The organism is Sorangium sp. So ce381 (assembly GCF_051473845.1).
GTDB classification, from domain to species: Bacteria; Myxococcota_A; Polyangia; order Polyangiales; family Polyangiaceae; genus Sorangium; species Sorangium atrum.
The window spans coordinates 7,791,311-7,807,832 of the sequence record NZ_CP150336.1; the positions used below are offsets into that span (position 1 = coordinate 7,791,311).

General features: G+C 72.8%; 10 protein-coding genes. 5 read left to right on the forward strand and 5 right to left on the reverse strand.

All coding sequences use genetic code 11. The annotated features are described in order from the left end of the window. Window positions 1-5: 5 nt before the first annotated feature. Complete coding sequence (locus WMF29_RS28895; protein WP_437323361.1) at window positions 6-803, reverse strand: alpha/beta fold hydrolase; 798 nt, start codon at window positions 801-803, stop codon at window positions 6-8. Window positions 804-1,149: 346 nt separating this feature from the next. On the opposite strand from WMF29_RS28895, the gene WMF29_RS28900 reads away from it, so the two are divergent. Then, complete coding sequence (locus tag WMF29_RS28900) at window positions 1,150-3,249, forward strand: hypothetical protein (RefSeq protein WP_437323362.1); 2,100 nt, start codon at window positions 1,150-1,152, stop codon at window positions 3,247-3,249. Between the two features lie 88 nt (window positions 3,250-3,337). Here WMF29_RS28900 and WMF29_RS28905 read toward each other — a convergent pair whose 3' ends face one another. Both WMF29_RS28905 and WMF29_RS28910 read right to left on the reverse strand, forming a co-directional pair. Then, the gene (locus tag WMF29_RS28905; RefSeq protein ID WP_437323363.1) at window positions 3,338-7,345 is read right to left on the reverse strand and encodes a serine/threonine-protein kinase; all 4,008 of its coding nucleotides are present in this window, start codon (window positions 7,343-7,345) and stop codon (window positions 3,338-3,340) included. A gap of 8 nt (window positions 7,346-7,353) precedes the next feature. After that, a complete protein-coding gene (locus tag WMF29_RS28910; RefSeq protein ID WP_437323364.1) occupies window positions 7,354-8,175 on the reverse strand; it encodes a hypothetical protein in 822 nt (273 codons plus the stop codon). Window positions 8,176-8,420: 245 nt separating this feature from the next. Between WMF29_RS28910 and WMF29_RS28915 the strand changes: the two genes are divergently transcribed. After that, on the forward strand, window positions 8,421-9,827 hold the full coding sequence (locus tag WMF29_RS28915; RefSeq protein ID WP_437323365.1) for a serine/threonine protein kinase: 1,407 nt from the start codon (window positions 8,421-8,423) through the stop codon (window positions 9,825-9,827). Between the two features lie 43 nt (window positions 9,828-9,870). Here WMF29_RS28915 and yddG read toward each other — a convergent pair whose 3' ends face one another. Together yddG and WMF29_RS28925 are read right to left on the reverse strand one after the other, a co-directional pair. Beyond that, window positions 9,871-10,866: an aromatic amino acid exporter YddG gene (gene yddG / locus WMF29_RS28920; protein WP_437323366.1), complete on the reverse strand. Its 996-nt coding sequence runs from the start codon at window positions 10,864-10,866 to the stop codon at window positions 9,871-9,873. 99 nt (window positions 10,867-10,965) lie between these two features. Then, on the reverse strand, window positions 10,966-11,817 hold the full coding sequence (locus WMF29_RS28925) for a matrixin family metalloprotease (RefSeq protein WP_437323367.1): 852 nt from the start codon (window positions 11,815-11,817) through the stop codon (window positions 10,966-10,968). A 478-nt stretch (window positions 11,818-12,295) separates the two neighbouring features. On the opposite strand from WMF29_RS28925, the gene WMF29_RS28930 reads away from it, so the two are divergent. From WMF29_RS28930 to WMF29_RS28940, 3 genes are all read left to right on the forward strand, one after another. Continuing rightward, on the forward strand, window positions 12,296-13,123 hold the full coding sequence (locus WMF29_RS28930) for a TIGR02452 family protein (RefSeq protein WP_437323368.1): 828 nt from the start codon (window positions 12,296-12,298) through the stop codon (window positions 13,121-13,123). Between the two features lie 203 nt (window positions 13,124-13,326). After that, on the forward strand, window positions 13,327-14,988 hold the full coding sequence (locus WMF29_RS28935; protein WP_437323369.1) for a serine hydrolase domain-containing protein: 1,662 nt from the start codon (window positions 13,327-13,329) through the stop codon (window positions 14,986-14,988). Between the two features lie 96 nt (window positions 14,989-15,084). After that, complete coding sequence (locus tag WMF29_RS28940) at window positions 15,085-16,347, forward strand: glucose-1-phosphate adenylyltransferase (protein ID WP_272094280.1); 1,263 nt, start codon at window positions 15,085-15,087, stop codon at window positions 16,345-16,347. Window positions 16,348-16,522: the final 175 nt, after the last annotated feature.

Genomic DNA, 16,522 nt, shown 5'->3' on the forward strand with positions numbered 1-16,522 from the left:
CCTGCTCAGGCGGCTCCGCCGCTGCCAGCCATGAACCTCGCCACCGCGTCCGCGAACTCGGCTGGTCGCTCCACGATCCAGTCGTGGTTTCCCTTCGAGGAGACGACAAGGGTCGAGTCGGGGATCAAGCGTTGGATGGCGAGGGCCGAGCCGATCGGCACCGTGAGATCGCGCGCGCCCCAGGCGAGCAGCGTCCTCACGCGCACGCGCGCCGCATGGCAGCTCAGATCCGCGGTCGCGGCGATCCGCAGGAGGCTCAGCGCGCTCCGCGTGTGGAAGAGCAGGTTATGGAGGAGAGCTGGCGCCCCCCGCGCGATGAAGCGAGGCGCCAGCGCCACCTCGGCCGCGCGCGCGAGGACGAGCGAAAGGACCGAGCCCGGCGGGTTGAATCCGATGGAATCGACGAGCACGAGCCCGGAGAGCCGCTCGGGGTACAGCGCCGCGACGACCAGCGCCACGGCGCCAGACAGCGAGTGGCCGATCAGCGTGACGCGCTCGAGGCGCAAAGCCCGCAAGGCCTCGGCGACGCAGCGCGCATACCGCTCCAGGGTCCACGGCGCGCGGAGCGGCGAGGCGCGGCCCGAGCCGGGCAGCTCCACGACGAGCACCCGCGCGTGGCGCGCCATCGCCTCGACCGTGGGCCGGTAAGTCGCGCCGTCGATCAGCATGCTGGGCAGAAGCACCGCGGGCTTGCCGGTGCCCGTCTCGGTCACATAAAGGATCTCGTCTCCGACCCGGATCTCACGCCCACGGCCTTCCGCCCGAGCAGCCCACCTCGCCGCAGGGCCCGCGGAGATGGGCAAGATCTTCTCTCCTCGACCCGACCGCGGGACATACGAGCCGGCGACGAGGAGCGAGCGTCCGGCGCAGGATCCCGTCGTTCCGCTTCGTCGAACGCGCTTTCCCATGATCGGCGAGCCGTTGCCGGACGCGTGCCAGCGCGGGCTGGTTCGCCGCGAATTCGCCGCGGGGATCGCGTGAAAACCTGGAAGGCCGTTGAGCCTGTCGCGCGCCGCGCTAAGCTCCTCGACACAGGCTTCGACATAGCAATCTCCAGGCTGATTGGGGGCCAGCAGGCATGTCGCCGCGGGCCGAGAGCCGGACGGCGCCTGCTCGGATAACCAGCTCTTCTGGAATGACAGAGGCGATATGTTGAGGTTCCGCTCCACGTCCGGAGATCGGAAGACGCCCGAGCTCAGCGTCTCGGCGCTCTCCGTATCCGCTGCGATGTCCGTCCTCTCCCAGGGTGCATGGGGGACGGACGCGCCGCCCGCTGCGGAGGTCCAGTGGGCCTACGCGCTCGTCGCTGCGCTCGGGTATCTGCCGGCCGCGATCGAGATCGCCGCAGCCACGCTGCGGCGGACGGGGATGTCGGCCGAGGTGTATTTGCGGAAGAACGCAGCGCAGCTGGATCCGGGGGGACCCGAGGGGGAGATCGTGGGTGCGGTGCTCGGCGACGCGCTGGAGTCGCTCGGCGAGGAGGCGCGCCGGGTGGTGCATGCGCTCGCCGTGCTGCCTCCGACGGGCGTCCCGCTGGAGGTGGTCGCCGCCGCGGCGGGGAAGCCGGCGCCCTCCGCTGCGCGGCCGCTCCAGCTGCTCGTGCATGGGCGGGTGGTGTCGCTCGAGCAGGGCTCGCAGACCTTCACGATGACGCCCCCCGTGCGCGCCGCGGCCCGCGAGGACGCGGCGGCCGACGCGAGGCGCTGGGATGCGCTCCACCGGGGCTCGGCGGACGCGATGCAGGCGCTGCTCTTCTGGACGGCCGCGGTCGAGGGGCGGCCGGAGGCGGCGTCACGCCGGCGCGTCGCCTGCGAGCTCTTCGCGGCCCTCGACCTCGCGCCGTTCCGGGACGGCGAGCGCGGCGCCGAGGTGCTGGCACGAGCGCTCGTCGATGCCTGCACGGTGGTGGACCTCGGGCTGCCGGCCGAGCTCCAGCAGCGCTTGCTCGACGAGGCGGCGCGGCTCTCGGGCGACGCGCTCCCGGAGCTGCGCGAGCGCGCGCTCGCGGCGCTCGAGAGCGCGCGACGCTCCGAGCTCGCGAGCAAGCGGCGCGGCACCTTCGGGACGCTCCGCGCGACGCCGGCCGCTCGCGAGCGCGGCCGCCCGGGTCACCGCGACGTCCTCCGCAAGGCGGTGCGCGCGAACGCGCAGCGCGCGGCGGCGCGGAGCTCGCCGCCGGCCGACGACGAGGTCTTCCGCAGCGCAAAGGAGCTGCTCGCGCGCGGCAACCGGCGCCTCGGCGAGGGCGCGCTCGAGGCCGCCGTCGCGGACTACAGCGAAGCGCTCGCCGCGTTCGAGGCGGCCACGCACGGGCGCGGCCAGGCGACGGCGCTCCTGCTCCGCGGCGACGTGCGCCGGCGGCAGGGGGACCTCGCGGCCGCCTCGCGCGATCACGAGCGGGCGCTGTCGCTGTTCAAGGCGGCGTCGGACAAGGCCGGAGAGGCGATGGGGTTGCTCGCGCGCGGCAACCTCCGGCTCGACCAGGACGAGCTGGCGGGGGCGGCGAGCGACTACGGGTGCGCGCTCACGCTCCTCAGGGCTTGCCGCGATCGCCTGGGCGAGGCCAACGTGCTGAAGGCGCAGGGCGATCTGTGCTTCAGGGAGGGGGACCTCGCGGGCGCCGCACGCGACTACGATCGCGCGCTCTACATCCTCGAGGGCGTGGAGGAGCGCGTCCTCAGCCAGCTCCGCTCGCCCCCGCCGAGCAGCCGCGATGAGCGTCGCGGCCCGAGCTCCCACGCCCGCGCCGCGCGCGAGGTGCTCGCGCAGCCTGATCTCCTCCGGGCGCTCGGGTGCGAGCAGACCCATGCGCGCACGTGGCAGGCGCGCGGCGACCTGCGCCTGCGAGAGCGGCAGACGGCGCTCGCGGCGCGCGACTATGGCAATGCGATCCTCTTGTACCGGGACAGCGGAGATCGCCGCGGCGAGGCCGCCGTGCTCAAGGCGCGCGGCGACCTGCGCCGCCAGAGGGGTGCGCTGCCGGGCGCGCAGCGCGACTACGAGGATGCGCTGCGGCTCTTCGAGGAGCTCGGGGACGGCGCGGGCCAGGCCGCGGTGCTCCACGCGCGCGCCGATCTGCGCTGCGAGCGGGGCGACACCGCGGGGGCGGCGCTCGATTATACGAGGGCGCTCGCCCTGTTCGACGCGACGGGCGGTCCCGCTGCGCATCCGGGCGCAAAGGGCGCCGTCACGGGCGTCTCCCACCGCGAGGACCCACCGCGCCGCGCCGCGGAGGCCGTCCCGCGGTGAGGACGGGGCTGCGCGGGGGCCGAGCTTTACGCTCAGCGGTGGGTTCGTGGATTACGAGCCGGCGTGGGCGGCTCGCCGAGCATCGGGCCTAGCGGCGTCGCTGCCGCTCGAGCCGCTCCCGCATGACATTGGGGATCCGCCCGGCTACCTCGATCGCCCGCTCGAGCGCCGCCTCCGCCTCCGCGTGACGACCACACCGCGCGAGGGCCCGCGCGCGCGCCTCGATGACCTCGATCTGCTCCTGCCCGACGGAGAACCGGGCAGACCGCTCCTCCAGCTCGTCCCACTCCTCGGCGCTCGCGTCGCGTGTCGCCAGGTCGATCATCGACCACTGCACCTCTTCCGCGGGGGTCATCGCCGTGTACTCGCGCCCCGCCGCGGCCGCCTCGGCAGCTTGAGCCCGGATCGTCTCGATGATCTCCCGCGCCCTGCCCTCTTCGGCCTGGTAAAGGAGCAGCCTCGCCTGAAGGAGCTGCACCACCGACCGCGGCTCCTCCCCCCGACGCTGGCGCTCCAGCGACACGGCCCGCTCGACGTGCAGCATCGCCGTATCCAGATTGCCCATCAGATAAAGGTACTCTCCCAGGTTGAACTCGCTCACGAGTTCCATGATCCCGAGGCCCAGCTCGCGCGAGATGGTGAGCAGTCGACAAAAATCCAGGATCATCCCCGGGTTGTCGCCGCGACAGGCCCGCAGGAGCGCCCGGCCGTTGATCGCCGATGCGAGGTGCAAGAGATCGCCGCGCTCCTCGCACATGCGGAGCGCTCGATCCAGCACCGCGCCTGCCTCGTCGAGCTTCCCCCGGCCCGGGTAGATGAAGCCCAAGAGGAGCAGCGACACGACCAGCGTCTCATACCCCTCATCGCCCAAGGCCTCGGCCTGCGCCGCCGCCCGCTCGAACTGCTGCGTCGCCTCCTCCTCGCGGCCATCGCGGTGCAGCGAGCGCGCCTCGCCCATCGCGAGCCGCGCTGCCAGCGCGGGCGGCAGATCGCCGCGGACGAGCGCCCTCGCGTCCTCCACGCGCTGCTTGGATCGGCCGTAGTCGTCCATCCAGTCGAGCGCCGTGGCCTCGTCGAGCAGGATCTCGATCTGCTCGATCACGTCGCCCTCCTCGACCGCCATCGCGCGCCCGCGATCGAAATCCCCGAGCGCGTCGTGGTAGCGGCCCAGCCGGTAACGCATCAGCCCCCGGCCCCGGTACGCCTTCCTCCGCCGCACCCCAGGCGCCTCGACAGGCTGCGCGAGCGCCCGGCTGTAGTAGAGCTCCGCCTCCACGTAGGCGTGCCGCGCCCGCGCCCGCTCGGCGAGCTCCAGGTAGGCGTCCTCCGCGACCGTCGCGAGCCCCGCCTCGGCCGCGTGGTGCGCGATCCTGAGCCGCCGCTGCTCCCGGCCCTCGTGGGCCGCCTCGCGGTGGTGCTCGTACGCCGCCAGGTGGATCCGCCGCCGCTCGGCCTCGGCGACGTCCTGCGCGACCGCCTCCCGCACCAGCGCGTGGCGGAAGCGCAGCCGGTCCTTCCGATCGCCGACCAGCACGCCCACCTTCAGCAGCCGCTCGGTCCCGATGCGCGCATCGAGCGGGAAGGCCGCGCCGTCGCCGCGGAGATCCAGCTGGCGCAACACGCCCGCGATCTCGTCGATCGACACCTCTGCGCCGAGCAGCGAGACGAGCCGCGCGTGCGCCCCGAGCGCCGGCCCGAGCGCCGCGATCTCCGCCTGCGCCAGCGGATCGAGCGACGGCAGCACGGGGAGGCGCTCGAGCTCGTCGGTCGCCAGGTACCACGCGTCGCCCCGCAGGTGCCGGCGCAGGATCCCCTCGCGCTTGAGCCCGTGCACGAGCTCCACGAGCAAGAGCGGCACCCGCTGCGAGCGCTCGAGCAGGCGATCGATCGCCGGCTCCGGGACGTCCCGCGCCGGCAGGAGCAGCCGCCGGCACAGCGCCCGCGCGCTCTCGTCGTCCAGCGGCTCGAGCCGCAGGGCCTCGTGTCGTGCGGCGCGCTCGCCCCACGAGGGGTGCGCCTCGGCGAACGCCGGGCGCCCCATCGCGCAGATCCACAGCGGCGTGGCCTCGTCCCCGAGCGCCGCGTACTCGAGCGCAGCGAGCGTCGCGTCGTGGGCGAAGTGCGCGTCGTCGAGGAGGACGATCACGGGCGACGCGGCCGCGCACTGGCGCAGGCACTCGCCCGCCGCCCGCACGCGCGCCGAGCGAAGCGCGCCGGGCGCGGCCCGGAGCGCCTCGAGCTCGGGGAAGATGTCGACGCCCGTCTGCTCGTCCACCCATCCGAGCGCCATCGCCAGCCCCAAGCGGAGCTCCTCGCCGAGCACGGCGCCGAGCGACTCCGGGAGCGCCCCGCGGGCGCCGCTCTCCGGGGGCTGCTCCGGCACGCAGAGCGCCTTGCGCACGAGCTCGTGGAGCGTCGCGTCCGACGCGCCGCTCGTGGGCTCCTGCCCGCGCAGCTCGATGATCCGGGCGTGCGGCAGCCGCTCCCGGAGCTGCTTGCCGAGCTCGACGAAGAGGCGGCTCTTCCCGTGGCCGGGCCCGCCCGTCACCGAGACGACGGTGGGCTTCTTCATGCAGAGCGCCTCGTCAGCGCTCTGCATGAGCTGCTCGAGGAGGTCGCGACGGCCGACGAACCCGCCGGGGCGCGTCGCGTCCCGCGACTGGTCCTCGATGCCCGGCGGGAGCTCGTCGCCCACCGCGGCGTGCGACGGCTCGGGGAGCGCGGCCGACGCCTCGGGCGTGAGGAAAGGCCCCAGCGGCCCGGCGGCGGACGGCCACCGCTCGGCGCGCGAGAAGAGCGGGCTCAGGAACCGCCGCGTCCCGTCCGGGCGCGCCTGGATCGACACAGGCGCGAGATCGATGAGGACCCGCGTGCACAGCCCGCGTCGCAGGAGCTCGTCGGCCGCCCGCTGCGCGCGGCGCGCGGGGCTCGCCGTCCCCTCCTGGCCGAAGACGCCCACGTAACGAGCGCCGGAGGCGTGCGCGAGCTCGCCGCCGAGCGCCAGGAGTCTGCGCTGCACCGCGATGCGATCGGCCGCGCTCTCGAAGAACAGGAGCCCCATCACGCGGCGCTCGATGCCGGCCGCGGAGCGCGACCCCTCACGCGCGCTCGCTGCGACCTCGTCCCGGAGCGCGCGCTCCAGCGCCACGCGGAGCTCGCTCGCGCTCGCGAACCGCTCGCTCCGCTCCTTGGCCAGGCAGCGGTGCACCACCTCCTCGACGGCCTGCGGCACGGCCGCGCTGGCCGACAGGCGCGGCGGTCTGCGGCTCCGATGGTCCTCCAGCACCGCCGCGCGCGGCCCCCAGAACGGGGGCCGGCCCGCGAAGAGCTCGTACAGGATGACGCCCATCGCGTAGATGTCGGCGCGCGCGTCGAGATCGGGCCACCCGGCCGACTGCTCCGGCGCCATGTACTCAGCCGTCCCCACGGCGAGGTCCTCGTCCTGCCCGTCGTAACGCCACCCCACGACGCGGGCGATGCCGAGGTCGATGAGGGTCGCCTTCGCCTCATCGACGAGGATGTTCTCGGGCTTGAGGTCGCAGTGCACGTAGCCGCGCGCGTGCACGGCCTCGAGGGTCGCGAGCGTCGCGAGCCCGAGCCGGGCGGCCTCCTCGAGCTGCGGCGCGGGGCGCGCCGCGAGGCGGGAGGCGAGCGTGGGCGCGGCGATGTGCTCGATCACCACGTACGGCGAGCCGTCCTCCAGCGCCCCCCACGCGTGCACGGCCGGCACGTGGGGGGCGCCGATGGCTGAGAGCGCCTCGACCTCACCCCGGAGGCGCTCGGCGGCGCCGCGGCGATCGGCGCGCGCGAGCTTGATGGCCACGCGCGCGCCGCCGCCCTCCGGCTCGGCCTCGAAGACGAGGCCGAAGCCCCCCTGCCCCAGCGTCCTGCGGGTCCAGTAGCCGGGGAAACGAGGCAAGGCAACGGGGACGACCCCCGTGATCTCCGGAGGGATCGACGACTGGCCGGACGGGGGCCTAGCGGACTGCGCGCACTCGGGGCACGCGCCCTGGTTCCGCCGCCCGCAGGCCGGACAGCGCCCCGCTTCCCGGGCCGCGCGTTCCGGCTCCTCGTCTCGCAGCGCTTCCGAGCGCATTCACGCTCCTAGGGGCCGGCCGTCAAGAACGTGGTCACCACCTGGTCCGTGCGCACATAAGGGCTGGTGACATAGTTCGTGACACACCCCCGGAAGAAGCCGGCGTTGGTGTCGATCCCGTTGCACAGCTGATTGCACGAGCCCCAGATCACCATGGAGCCGCACTGTTGCCAAGTGACCTCTCCGGTCGTCGGGTTGGTCTCGACGTGGCCGGCCGCGCAGTCGCGTTTCACCTGGCGCGCACGAACGTAGCCGACCGAATCGTAGCAGGCCCCCACATACGGTGTCGTGGAGAACAGGTTGCCCCAGAACGCGCCCTCTCTCACCGGGAACTCCGCGCGCTCCGCCGGAGTCGACGCCAGCTCGTTGTTGCGCAGGGAGATCCTCACCGAGACACCGTACCAGTTTACCCGCGCGGCGAGGCAGGCCGAGATCTGATGCTGGACATAGGTATCGTTGCCGATGCCAGCGGTCGCCCACCAGTGCGCGTAGCCGAGGTCGCCGCGGTACACCTCCGGGTGGACGACCCCGCTGCTGTCGGTCCATGAGAACGAGAACGTCTGGTCGGCGCGGAGCGAACAGCTCACGACGTAGCGCAGGAGCTCCCTGGACAGGGCGCCGGTCTCTCCCGGGTTCTGAATGGCGGACCGCGAGTTCAGGCTCAGCGCGTTCAGGCTCAGCGCGTTCAAGCTCAGCGCGTTCAAGCTCAGCGCGTTCAAGCTCAGCGCGTTCAAGCTCAGCGCGTTCGGAAGGAAGCCGTTGTCGGCAATGAGCTCGCCCTCGGCCTCCCCGACGGGCTCCTCCGCCTGCTCGTCGAGCTCGGCGCCCATGCAGGCAGCGGTAAGCAGAGGTAATGCGAAGACCGCAACACGTCGTGCACAGCAAAGAACCATGGTGCTCCCCCTTGTCATCGCCGCGATTTGGCGTTTAGGGTCGAGTAGCCGCAAAGTTTAAGTTACCATTTCGAAATGCTTCTGCATAGCGCTTTAGTAAAGGATGTGTTCGATCCGAGCGCGCGCTGGCAGCAGGGCTGTAACGCACCGCGACGCATCACGACGCACGCGCGGAGGGGCAGATGAGCGACGAAGAGGACGAGACCAGGCCGTTTTCGGATTTCGAGAGGTCGGCCGCGCGCGGCGAGTTTCCGCCGGGGACCCTGGCGGGCGAGTACATCCTCGAAGGATTCATCGCGCGTGGCGGCTGCGGCGTGGTCTACGGGGCGAGGCACGTCCGATCGGGCAGACCCGCCGCGGTCAAGGTGCTGAGCGAGGCGGTGGCCCACTCTCGCCGGGTGGTCGATCGGTTCGCACGCGAGATCGACGTGCTGCGGTCGATATCCCACCCCAACATCGTGGAAATCTACGGAGTTGGTGAGCTGAACAACTATCAGCCATTCTATGTCATGGAGCGCCTCGAGGGCCAGACGCTCGACGCGTTGATCCGCTCCGAGACGCGGCTCACGCCGCGCGAGACCCTGGAGCTGATGGAGCCCGTGTGCGCAGCATTAGCAGCCGCGCATACAGCGGGCATCGTTCACAGGGATGTGAAAGCGAGCAACATCTTCATCTGCTCGGGCTCGCCACGTACCGTGAAGCTGCTCGATTTCGGAATCGCGAAGATGATGGCGCCCGAGGAGGGGTCGACATGGCTCACCACGGCCGGACGTATGCCCGGGACGCCATCCATCATGGCCCCAGAGCAGATCCTCGGAGGTCCTATCGATGCGCGGGTGGACGTCTATGCGCTTGGCGTCCTCCTTCATCGCATGCTGGTGGGCCGGTTGCCGTTCCACACGCACGACATGGATGAGATGGTGCGGAAGCACTTGGAGGAGCAGCCGCTGCCCCCGAGCCTGCGGGTCCCGCTGCCCATCGAGCTCGACGCGGTGGTGCTGCGGTGCATGGAGAAGCGGCGGGAGCGGCGCTTTGGCTCGGTCGAGGAGCTGATGCGCGCGCTCAGGGACGCCATCGGCGGGCCCGCGTCGGGCATGCCGAGCGGGCCCGACCCGACGCACCCTGCGGTGGCGGTCTACCTGGAGGTCCGGACCCGCGGCGACGCCGGCGAGCTCGACGACACGCTGACCTTCGATATCGGTCGGGTGCTCGACATCGCCGAGTCGCAGCTCTCGCGCGCCGGGTTCATCCTGGCGTCGATCACCGGCAACGAGGTGCTCGGCGTTCGCCTCCTCCCGGCAAACGCGGCAGAGGCGCTGCGGGAACGGCGCGCTGCGATCGAGCTCGCGACCGCCGTGCACCGCGCGCTGGTCCAGCGGCCGGAGGCGGACCCGCGCCTGCATGTCAACGTGTGCGTGCACGCGGATGACGTGCAGGCGCGCCTCTCGATGCAGCCCGAGATCACCGGGGGCGCGCTCATGTGCGCGGGGCACTGGGCTCCGGCCGACGACGTGCAGGGGGTGTTCGCGACGCCGAGCGCGAACGCGGGCCTGCTGGACGACGAGCCGACCCCCACGCGCCGCGCGTAGCCACGAGCCGCGACGAACGAGAGCGCCCTCGATCGCGGGCGCGTCAGCGCCGCGATCGAGGGCGGGTGATCCAGCGCGCGAACGTCGGACACGCGCGGGTGCCGACGCCGACGATCACCGCGGGCGCGGCCGATACGAGGCCGCCGGCGGTCACGAGCGCGCAGGCGGCGAGCAGCTGAAAGCTCGCCTCGGCGTGGCCGGCGACGCAGAGGAGCAGCGTCGAGAGGATCGGCGCGCCGTAGGACAGCGCCCCGAGCTGCGGCACGTCGCCGTGCTTCGTCGCGTGGTCCCACGCGAAGAACGCGACGCCCACGGGGCCGAGCCCGAGCGCGAGCAGGCCGAGCGCCTCTCCGGCCGTGGGCACGACCGTGCGCTCGAAACCGAGGTGCCCGGCCAGGCCCAGGGCGGCCGTCGCGGCGCAGGGGCCTGCGACGGCGTCGGCAGGGACCTCGGCGAAGCGGCGCTGGAGCACCGAGTACGTCGACCAGAGGAGCGCGCAGCCGAGCGCGGCCAGGTAACCGGGCGTGTGTGCGGCGCTCAAGCGGACGGTGCCCCCGTCGGCGACGAGCGTCCAGACGCCCGCGAGCCCGAGCAGCGCCCCGAGCACGTGCCTGCGGCTCAGGCGACCGCCGGGGAGCGCCGCCGAGAGCAGGACGATGAGCAGCGGCCACAGGTACGAGATGACGCTGACCTGCACGGGCGGCGCGGCGGAGAGCGCATAGAAATAGAGAGCGTGATAACCGAACAGGCCGCCCACGCTGAGGATCCAGCTGCCGAGCGGCTGGCGCAGCGCGCCGAGGCCGCCCCTGCCACGCCGCGCGAGCCGCGCCACGCCGAGGAGCGCCGCGACCGCGAACGTCGACGCGAGCACCTGGAGCGGCGGCAGGCCGCGCACCGAGGTCGAGAGCAGGGCCAGGCCGCCCCACAGGCCGATCGCGGCGACGCCCGCCAGGGTGGCGGCGCGCCGCGAGGGGCGCCCCGCTGGCGCCGCTGACATCGCCGCGTCCGACAGGGCGGGGCCGTGAGTCGTGTCCGACATGGCGCCGAGCATGGCGCGCCGGCTCCCCACCGCGCCAGCGCTCCCGCCGACGCGGCGCTGCGCGCCCCGCGGCCCGCAGCGCGCGCCGCGGGGCGGCGCTCACCGGCAGGGTGGGCCGTACAGGGCCGCGGCGCCGCGCGCGTCGTGCTTCGTCAGATCGAGGTCGCCCCAGTTCGTGCCGTTGCACCACGGATAGTGCATCACCGAGCCCGCGTCGTACGGCGTCAGGGCGCGCCAGCCGTCGTCCTCGAAGCAGGCGCCCGCCTCGGGCCGCGTGTGCTCGTGCCGGAAGCCGAGCGCGTGGCCGAGCTCGTGCCGCAGGACGCCCGTGAGCGTCCAGAGATCCAGCGGGCCGAGGGCGGCCGAGTCGATGAGGAGATTGCGCGCGCGGCGCGAGCTGTCGGGGAAGAACGCGCGCGCGTAGTACGGCTGCCCCTCGACCGGGTTCACGTCGAAGACGACCCTCTTGTTGCGCGCATCGCACGCGGCGTCCTGGTCCGCGCGGTGAACGAAGCGGACGTCCGCCACCTCCTCCCACGCCGCCGCGGCGCTCTCCACCGCGGAGACCACCGCGCCATGGTCGTCACCGAACGCCTCGCTCACGCAGTAGCTGAGGTTCCGCTTCTCCCTGTCGCTCCACCTCACGTCCCTTCCATGGCTCTGGTCGACGATGAGCGCTCCGCGCTGGACGTGGCGCTCATAGAACCGCTCGAGCCCGTCGACGCCCTCGATGGGAGTGTCGCCATCGACGATGTAGATACCGCTCTCCGGCTCACGGTAGGTGCGCGCCTCGAACTCGTCGAAGCTCACCTCCGTATCGCCGACCCGCTCGGAGATCTCCTCTCCTGCGGGCGCGCCAGCGGCGCACCCGCCCGACGCGAGCGATAAGACAAGGAGACCAAGGGTGCCATGAATGAGACCACGAGACTCCGCAAACAGGTGACTCATCATACAAGCTCCTCTCGTTCATGCCTCTCCCTCTCGGGTGAGGCGAGGGCGCGCAGCGCCGCAGCGAGCTCCGCCAGACGGCGCCATGGGACTCCCACGGCGGGTCGGGCCGACTCGACGGCTGGTACTGACGCGGATGGCGTCCGGTTTCGGTGTCCGATATTGGCAAGCGACGTGCCGCATGCGCGATGGCGTGACTTTGCGGTCCACAGGCCGAGCGCGGAGCGATGGAGTCCACACCTGCGGAGCGGGTGCTTGCGCACCTGTGCAAGGACTTGCGTATCGAGATCGAAGCAGCGCGCGCCGCCGGGCCCGGATCGAGGGGGTGGATCGAGGGGTCCTTCGTCCCGCCGTCGCGCCGGTCGGATCACGCGAGCAGCGTCGAGCGCCGTGATCGTGCGCCGCGCGCTGCCGGGGTGGCGGCGCGGCGGCCTGCGCGTTTCGCTGGACGAGCGGCCGCGGCTCGCCAATCCTTGAGCGCATGAAGCTGACCAGCATCGCCGCAGAGACCGTGCAGATCGCGAGTCGGGGCGAGTACACCGCGCCCTCGGGCGCGACGGTTCGCATCCGCGACCGCGTGCTCGCCGCGGTGAAGGGGACCGTGCTTTACCGGCCCGGATCACTCGACGCCTGGGAGCCGAAGGAGCGCCTCGATCGCCCGGCGGCGATCCAGGTCACCGGCGAGACCACGGGGGCGGCGGGGCGGCGGCTCATCGAGCAGGAGGGCGAGGCCCGCGTCATGGCCCTCAACTTCGCTTCCGCCAAGAACCCCGGGGGCGGGTTCCTGCGCGGGGCCAAGGCCCAGGAGGAGGACCTCGCCAGGTGCTCGGCGCTGTACGCGTCCCTGGTCGAGCAGCGCGACTATTACGACCAGAACCGCGCGTGCGGGAGCTTTCTCTATACCGACCACATCATCTACTCGCCGGACGTGCCGTTCTTCCGCGACGAGCAGCACGCCCTCCTGGACCGGCCGTTCGCGCTGTCGATCATCACGGCGCCGGCGCCGAACGCCGGCGAGGCGTTCCAGCGCGACGACGCCACGGACCAGGAGATCCGCGCCGCCCTGGAGCGCCGCGCGGACATGGTGCTCGCCGCGGCGGGCGCGCACGGGCACCGGTGCCTGGTCCTCGGGGCGTGGGGGTGCGGCGTCTTCCGCAACGATCCGCGCGAGGTCGCCGACGTCTTCGCCCGGTGCCTGGGGAGCCCGCGCTTCCGCGGCGCGTTCTCGCGCGTGGTGTTCGCGGTGTACGACCGGGGCGACGATCGGCCGAACTACCGGGCGTTCCAGGAGCGGTTCGCGCAGGCGTAGGCGCGTGCGGCCGCCAGCGCCGCCGATCCCGCGCGCGCCGCCACGGCCCCGCGCGGATCACACCGTGGGATCCCCACACCAGAGCTGCGTAGACGTCGCGCTCCCCGCCTACCTCCACCGAGAAAATCGAGGACTGCCCCCCTCCACCGGGTCCGTTTCGAATTGTCGGGTCGCGATCGAAGAGCGAGAGTCATGGCTCCGACTTGAGGACGATCGACGACAGGCTCGCCGCGCTCCTCGCCGCGGCCGTCTTCTCCGCGTCACCCCTTCTCCTCTGCGGGTGCGCATCGACCGCGCCCGCGCCGCGGGCCGCCGCGCCGGCGGCCGCGGCGCCGCTCGCCCAGCGCTTCGCCAGCGAGCCCGCGCCGACGCCGCGCTTCCCCGATCCGGAGCGCGGGCGGAAGCTCCGCGCGGCGGCGGCCGACGTGCAGGCGCTCGCGCGGCGCGCCGCGGAGAGGGAGCGGCTGCCGGCGCTCGCGCTCGGCGTCGTCATCGACGAGGAGCTCGCGATCCAGGCGGTGCTCGGCGTGCGGGACGCCGCGGCGGGCGGAGCGGTCGACGAGCACACGCGCTTCCGCATCGGCTCCGTCACCAAGCCGCTGACCGCGGCGGCGATACTGCGGCTCCGCGACGAAGGGCGGCTGTCGATCGACGCCCCGGCGGCGCGCTACCTGCCAGCGCTCGCCGGCGTCGTCTACCCGACGCGCGACGCGCGGCAGATCACGGTCCGCGACCTGCTCACGCACAGCTCCGGCCTGCCGCGGCTCGGCGTGTTTCCCCCCGCGTCGACGTCGCGCGACGTCACCGAGCGGGAGATCCTGGCGACGCTCGACGGCTTCGGGCTCGAGACCGCGCCGGGCACCGGGACGTCCTACTCGAACCTCGGCTATTCGCTCCTCGGGCTGGTCGTCGCGCGCGCCTCCGGCGTGCCGTACCGGCGCTACATGAGCGACGCGGTGCTCGGGCCGCTCGGCATGCGCGACGCCGCCTGGGACCCGTCGCAGGTGCCGCCCGGCGCGCTCGCGTCGCCCCACGCGCGCGGCGTCGACGACGGCGCCGTGGCGACGATCCAGCCCTGGCGGCTCGGGGCCTCCGAGGCGACCGCGGGGCTCTACGCGAGCCTCGCCGACATGGGTCGCTTCGTCGGGTTCCAGCTCGCCGCCTGGCCCGCGCGCGACGCGCCCGAGACAGGGGCCCTGCGGCGGAGCACCGTGCGCGAGTCGCACATGATGGCGCGCAACGGCTCGGCGTTCCCGGCCGGCGGCGGCGACGACGGCCCCGGGCTCGGCTGGCACGTGCGCGAGGACTGCGACCTCGGCCACGTGGTGTTCCACGACGGCCTGATCGACGGATTCTCCGCGTCGGTGACGTTCCTCCCGCAGCGGGGCGTCGGGGTCGTCGCGCTCGCCAACGTGGCCGGCGCCGATCTCGAGTCGCTCAACGCGGAGGTGCTCGGCCGCCTCGCGGCGACCGGCGCCATGGAAGCGCGCGTCGTCCCGCCCTCCCCGCCCGTGCGCCGCGCCGCCCAGGCCGTCGCCTCCGTCATCGGCCGCGCGCGCACGGAGGCGCTCGATCGCAGGCTCAGGCCCGGCTGGTTCCCGGAGGCTCACCTCGCGTCCCTGCGAAAGGCGCTGCGCGACGCCGGCGCGCGGGTGGGAGCGTGCGCGCTCGACGGCTCCGCCGCGGTGGAGAGCGCCACGGCGGCGCGCTTCGGCCTGCGCTGCGAGCGCGGCGCGCTCTCGCTGGCCGTGCGTGTGGACACCTCGCCGGACGCGCGGATCACGTCCCTCAGCGTGGAGGAGCAGACGGGGGCGATCGCCCGGGAGGCCCCCCGCCCGAGCGATCGCCCGGCGCGCTGCCGCTGAGCGATCTGCAGCCCGGTTGAATCGCCACACCTGCTAGTGTAACCGCGCCCATCGTCCCGGGCGTCGAACCGTCCCCCTCACCTCGCGGAGACCCGCTTGAAGCACAACGACGTGGTGGTTTTGATCCTCGGCGGAGGCGTAGGAAGCCGCCTCTACCCGCTCACCAAGCTGCGCTCGAAGCCAGCCGTCCCGACCGGCGGCAAGTACCGGCTGGTCGACATCCCGATCAGCAACTGCCTCAACTCGGGCTTCAACCGCATCCACATCCTCACGCAGTTCAACTCGGTCTCGCTCCACAACCACATCACGCAGACGTATCGATTCGACGTCTTCTCGGCCGGCGCGGTGCAGATCCTCGCGGCCGAGCAGACGCCGACCCACAGCGACTGGTACCAGGGCACCGCCGACGCCGTCCGCAAGCAGCTCGTCGAGGTGAAATCGCCGAACCCGCGGGACGTCATGATCCTCTCGGGCGATCACCTCTACCGCATGGACTACGAGCCCTTCCTCGAGCACCACCGCGAGACCCGGGCCGACGTCACGCTCGCCGTTCGCCCCGTCCCGACGGCCGAGGTGTCGCGCCTCGGCATCGTGGACACCGACGACACCGGGCGGGTGGTCAAGTTCATCGAGAAGCCGAAGGACATGAAGCTGCTCGACAGCGTGCGGCAGCTGCCCGATCCGGCGAACCCGTGGCTCGCCTCGATGGGCGTCTACATCTTCAGCGCGAAGGCGCTCTACGAGATGCTCGAGCGCGACAACGCCTCCGACTTCGGCAGCCACATCCTGCCCCGGGCGCTCGATACCCATCGGATGATGACCTACACGTTCGACGGGTACTGGGAGGACATCGGCACGATCCGCAGCTACTACGAGGCCAGCCTCGCGCTCACGGACTCCGATCCTCCGTTCTCGTTCTACGACCCGCAGCGGCCGATCTACACCCGCCCGCAGTTCTTCCCCCCGGCCCACGTCACCGCGGGCTCGGTCCTCGACCAGGTGCTCCTCGCCGAGGGGAGCCGGATCGTCGAGTCGAAGATCTCCCGGTCGGTCGTCGGGCAGCTCTCCTCCATCGGGCCCCACGTCTCGATGTCGAACACCGTCATGATGGGCGCGGACTACGAGTCCCTCTTCCAGGCCCACGGCCCCGAGAGCACGAGGGGCCTCCCGCCCATCGGCATCGGCCGCGGGTGCACGATCGACGGCGCGATCATCGACAAGAACGCGCGCATCGGCGACGGGGTGGTGATCCGCAACATCCCCGATCGGCCGGACACCGACGCCCCGTACTACGCGGCCCGGGAGGGCATCGTGGTCGTCCCGAAGAACGCCGTCGTCCCGCCGGGCACGGTCATCTGAGCGCGGGCCGCGCCCCGGCCGCCGAGGGGACGGCGGCTGGGCGCGCGGGCGGAAGGCGGAAAGCGGAAAGCGGAAAGCGGAAGGGGACGCGCCGCGCGGGTAGGCACTACGTCGCTGCGGCGCCCGGCCACTCGCCCCTCGTCGGCTGGGCGCCGGTCTGGTAAAGAGCGCCCTT

What these genes read in the sequence shown, in the direction of transcription:
- WMF29_RS28930 (WP_437323368.1), top strand. Translation starts at nt 12,296, where the DNA reads ATGAAGCTGACCAGCATCGCCGCAGAGACCGTGCAGATCGCGAGTCGG.
- WMF29_RS28910 (WP_437323364.1), bottom strand. Translation starts at nt 8,175, where the DNA reads ATGGGCGCCGAGCTCGACGAGCAGGCGGAGGAGCCCGTCGGGGAGGCC.
- yddG (WP_437323366.1), bottom strand. Translation starts at nt 10,866, where the DNA reads ATGTCGGACACGACTCACGGCCCCGCCCTGTCGGACGCGGCGATGTCA.
- WMF29_RS28915 (WP_437323365.1), top strand. Translation starts at nt 8,421, where the DNA reads ATGAGCGACGAAGAGGACGAGACCAGGCCGTTTTCGGATTTCGAGAGG.
- WMF29_RS28900 (WP_437323362.1), top strand. Translation starts at nt 1,150, where the DNA reads ATGTTGAGGTTCCGCTCCACGTCCGGAGATCGGAAGACGCCCGAGCTC.
- WMF29_RS28925 (WP_437323367.1), bottom strand. Translation starts at nt 11,817, where the DNA reads ATGATGAGTCACCTGTTTGCGGAGTCTCGTGGTCTCATTCATGGCACC.
- WMF29_RS28905 (WP_437323363.1), bottom strand. Translation starts at nt 7,345, where the DNA reads ATGCGCTCGGAAGCGCTGCGAGACGAGGAGCCGGAACGCGCGGCCCGG.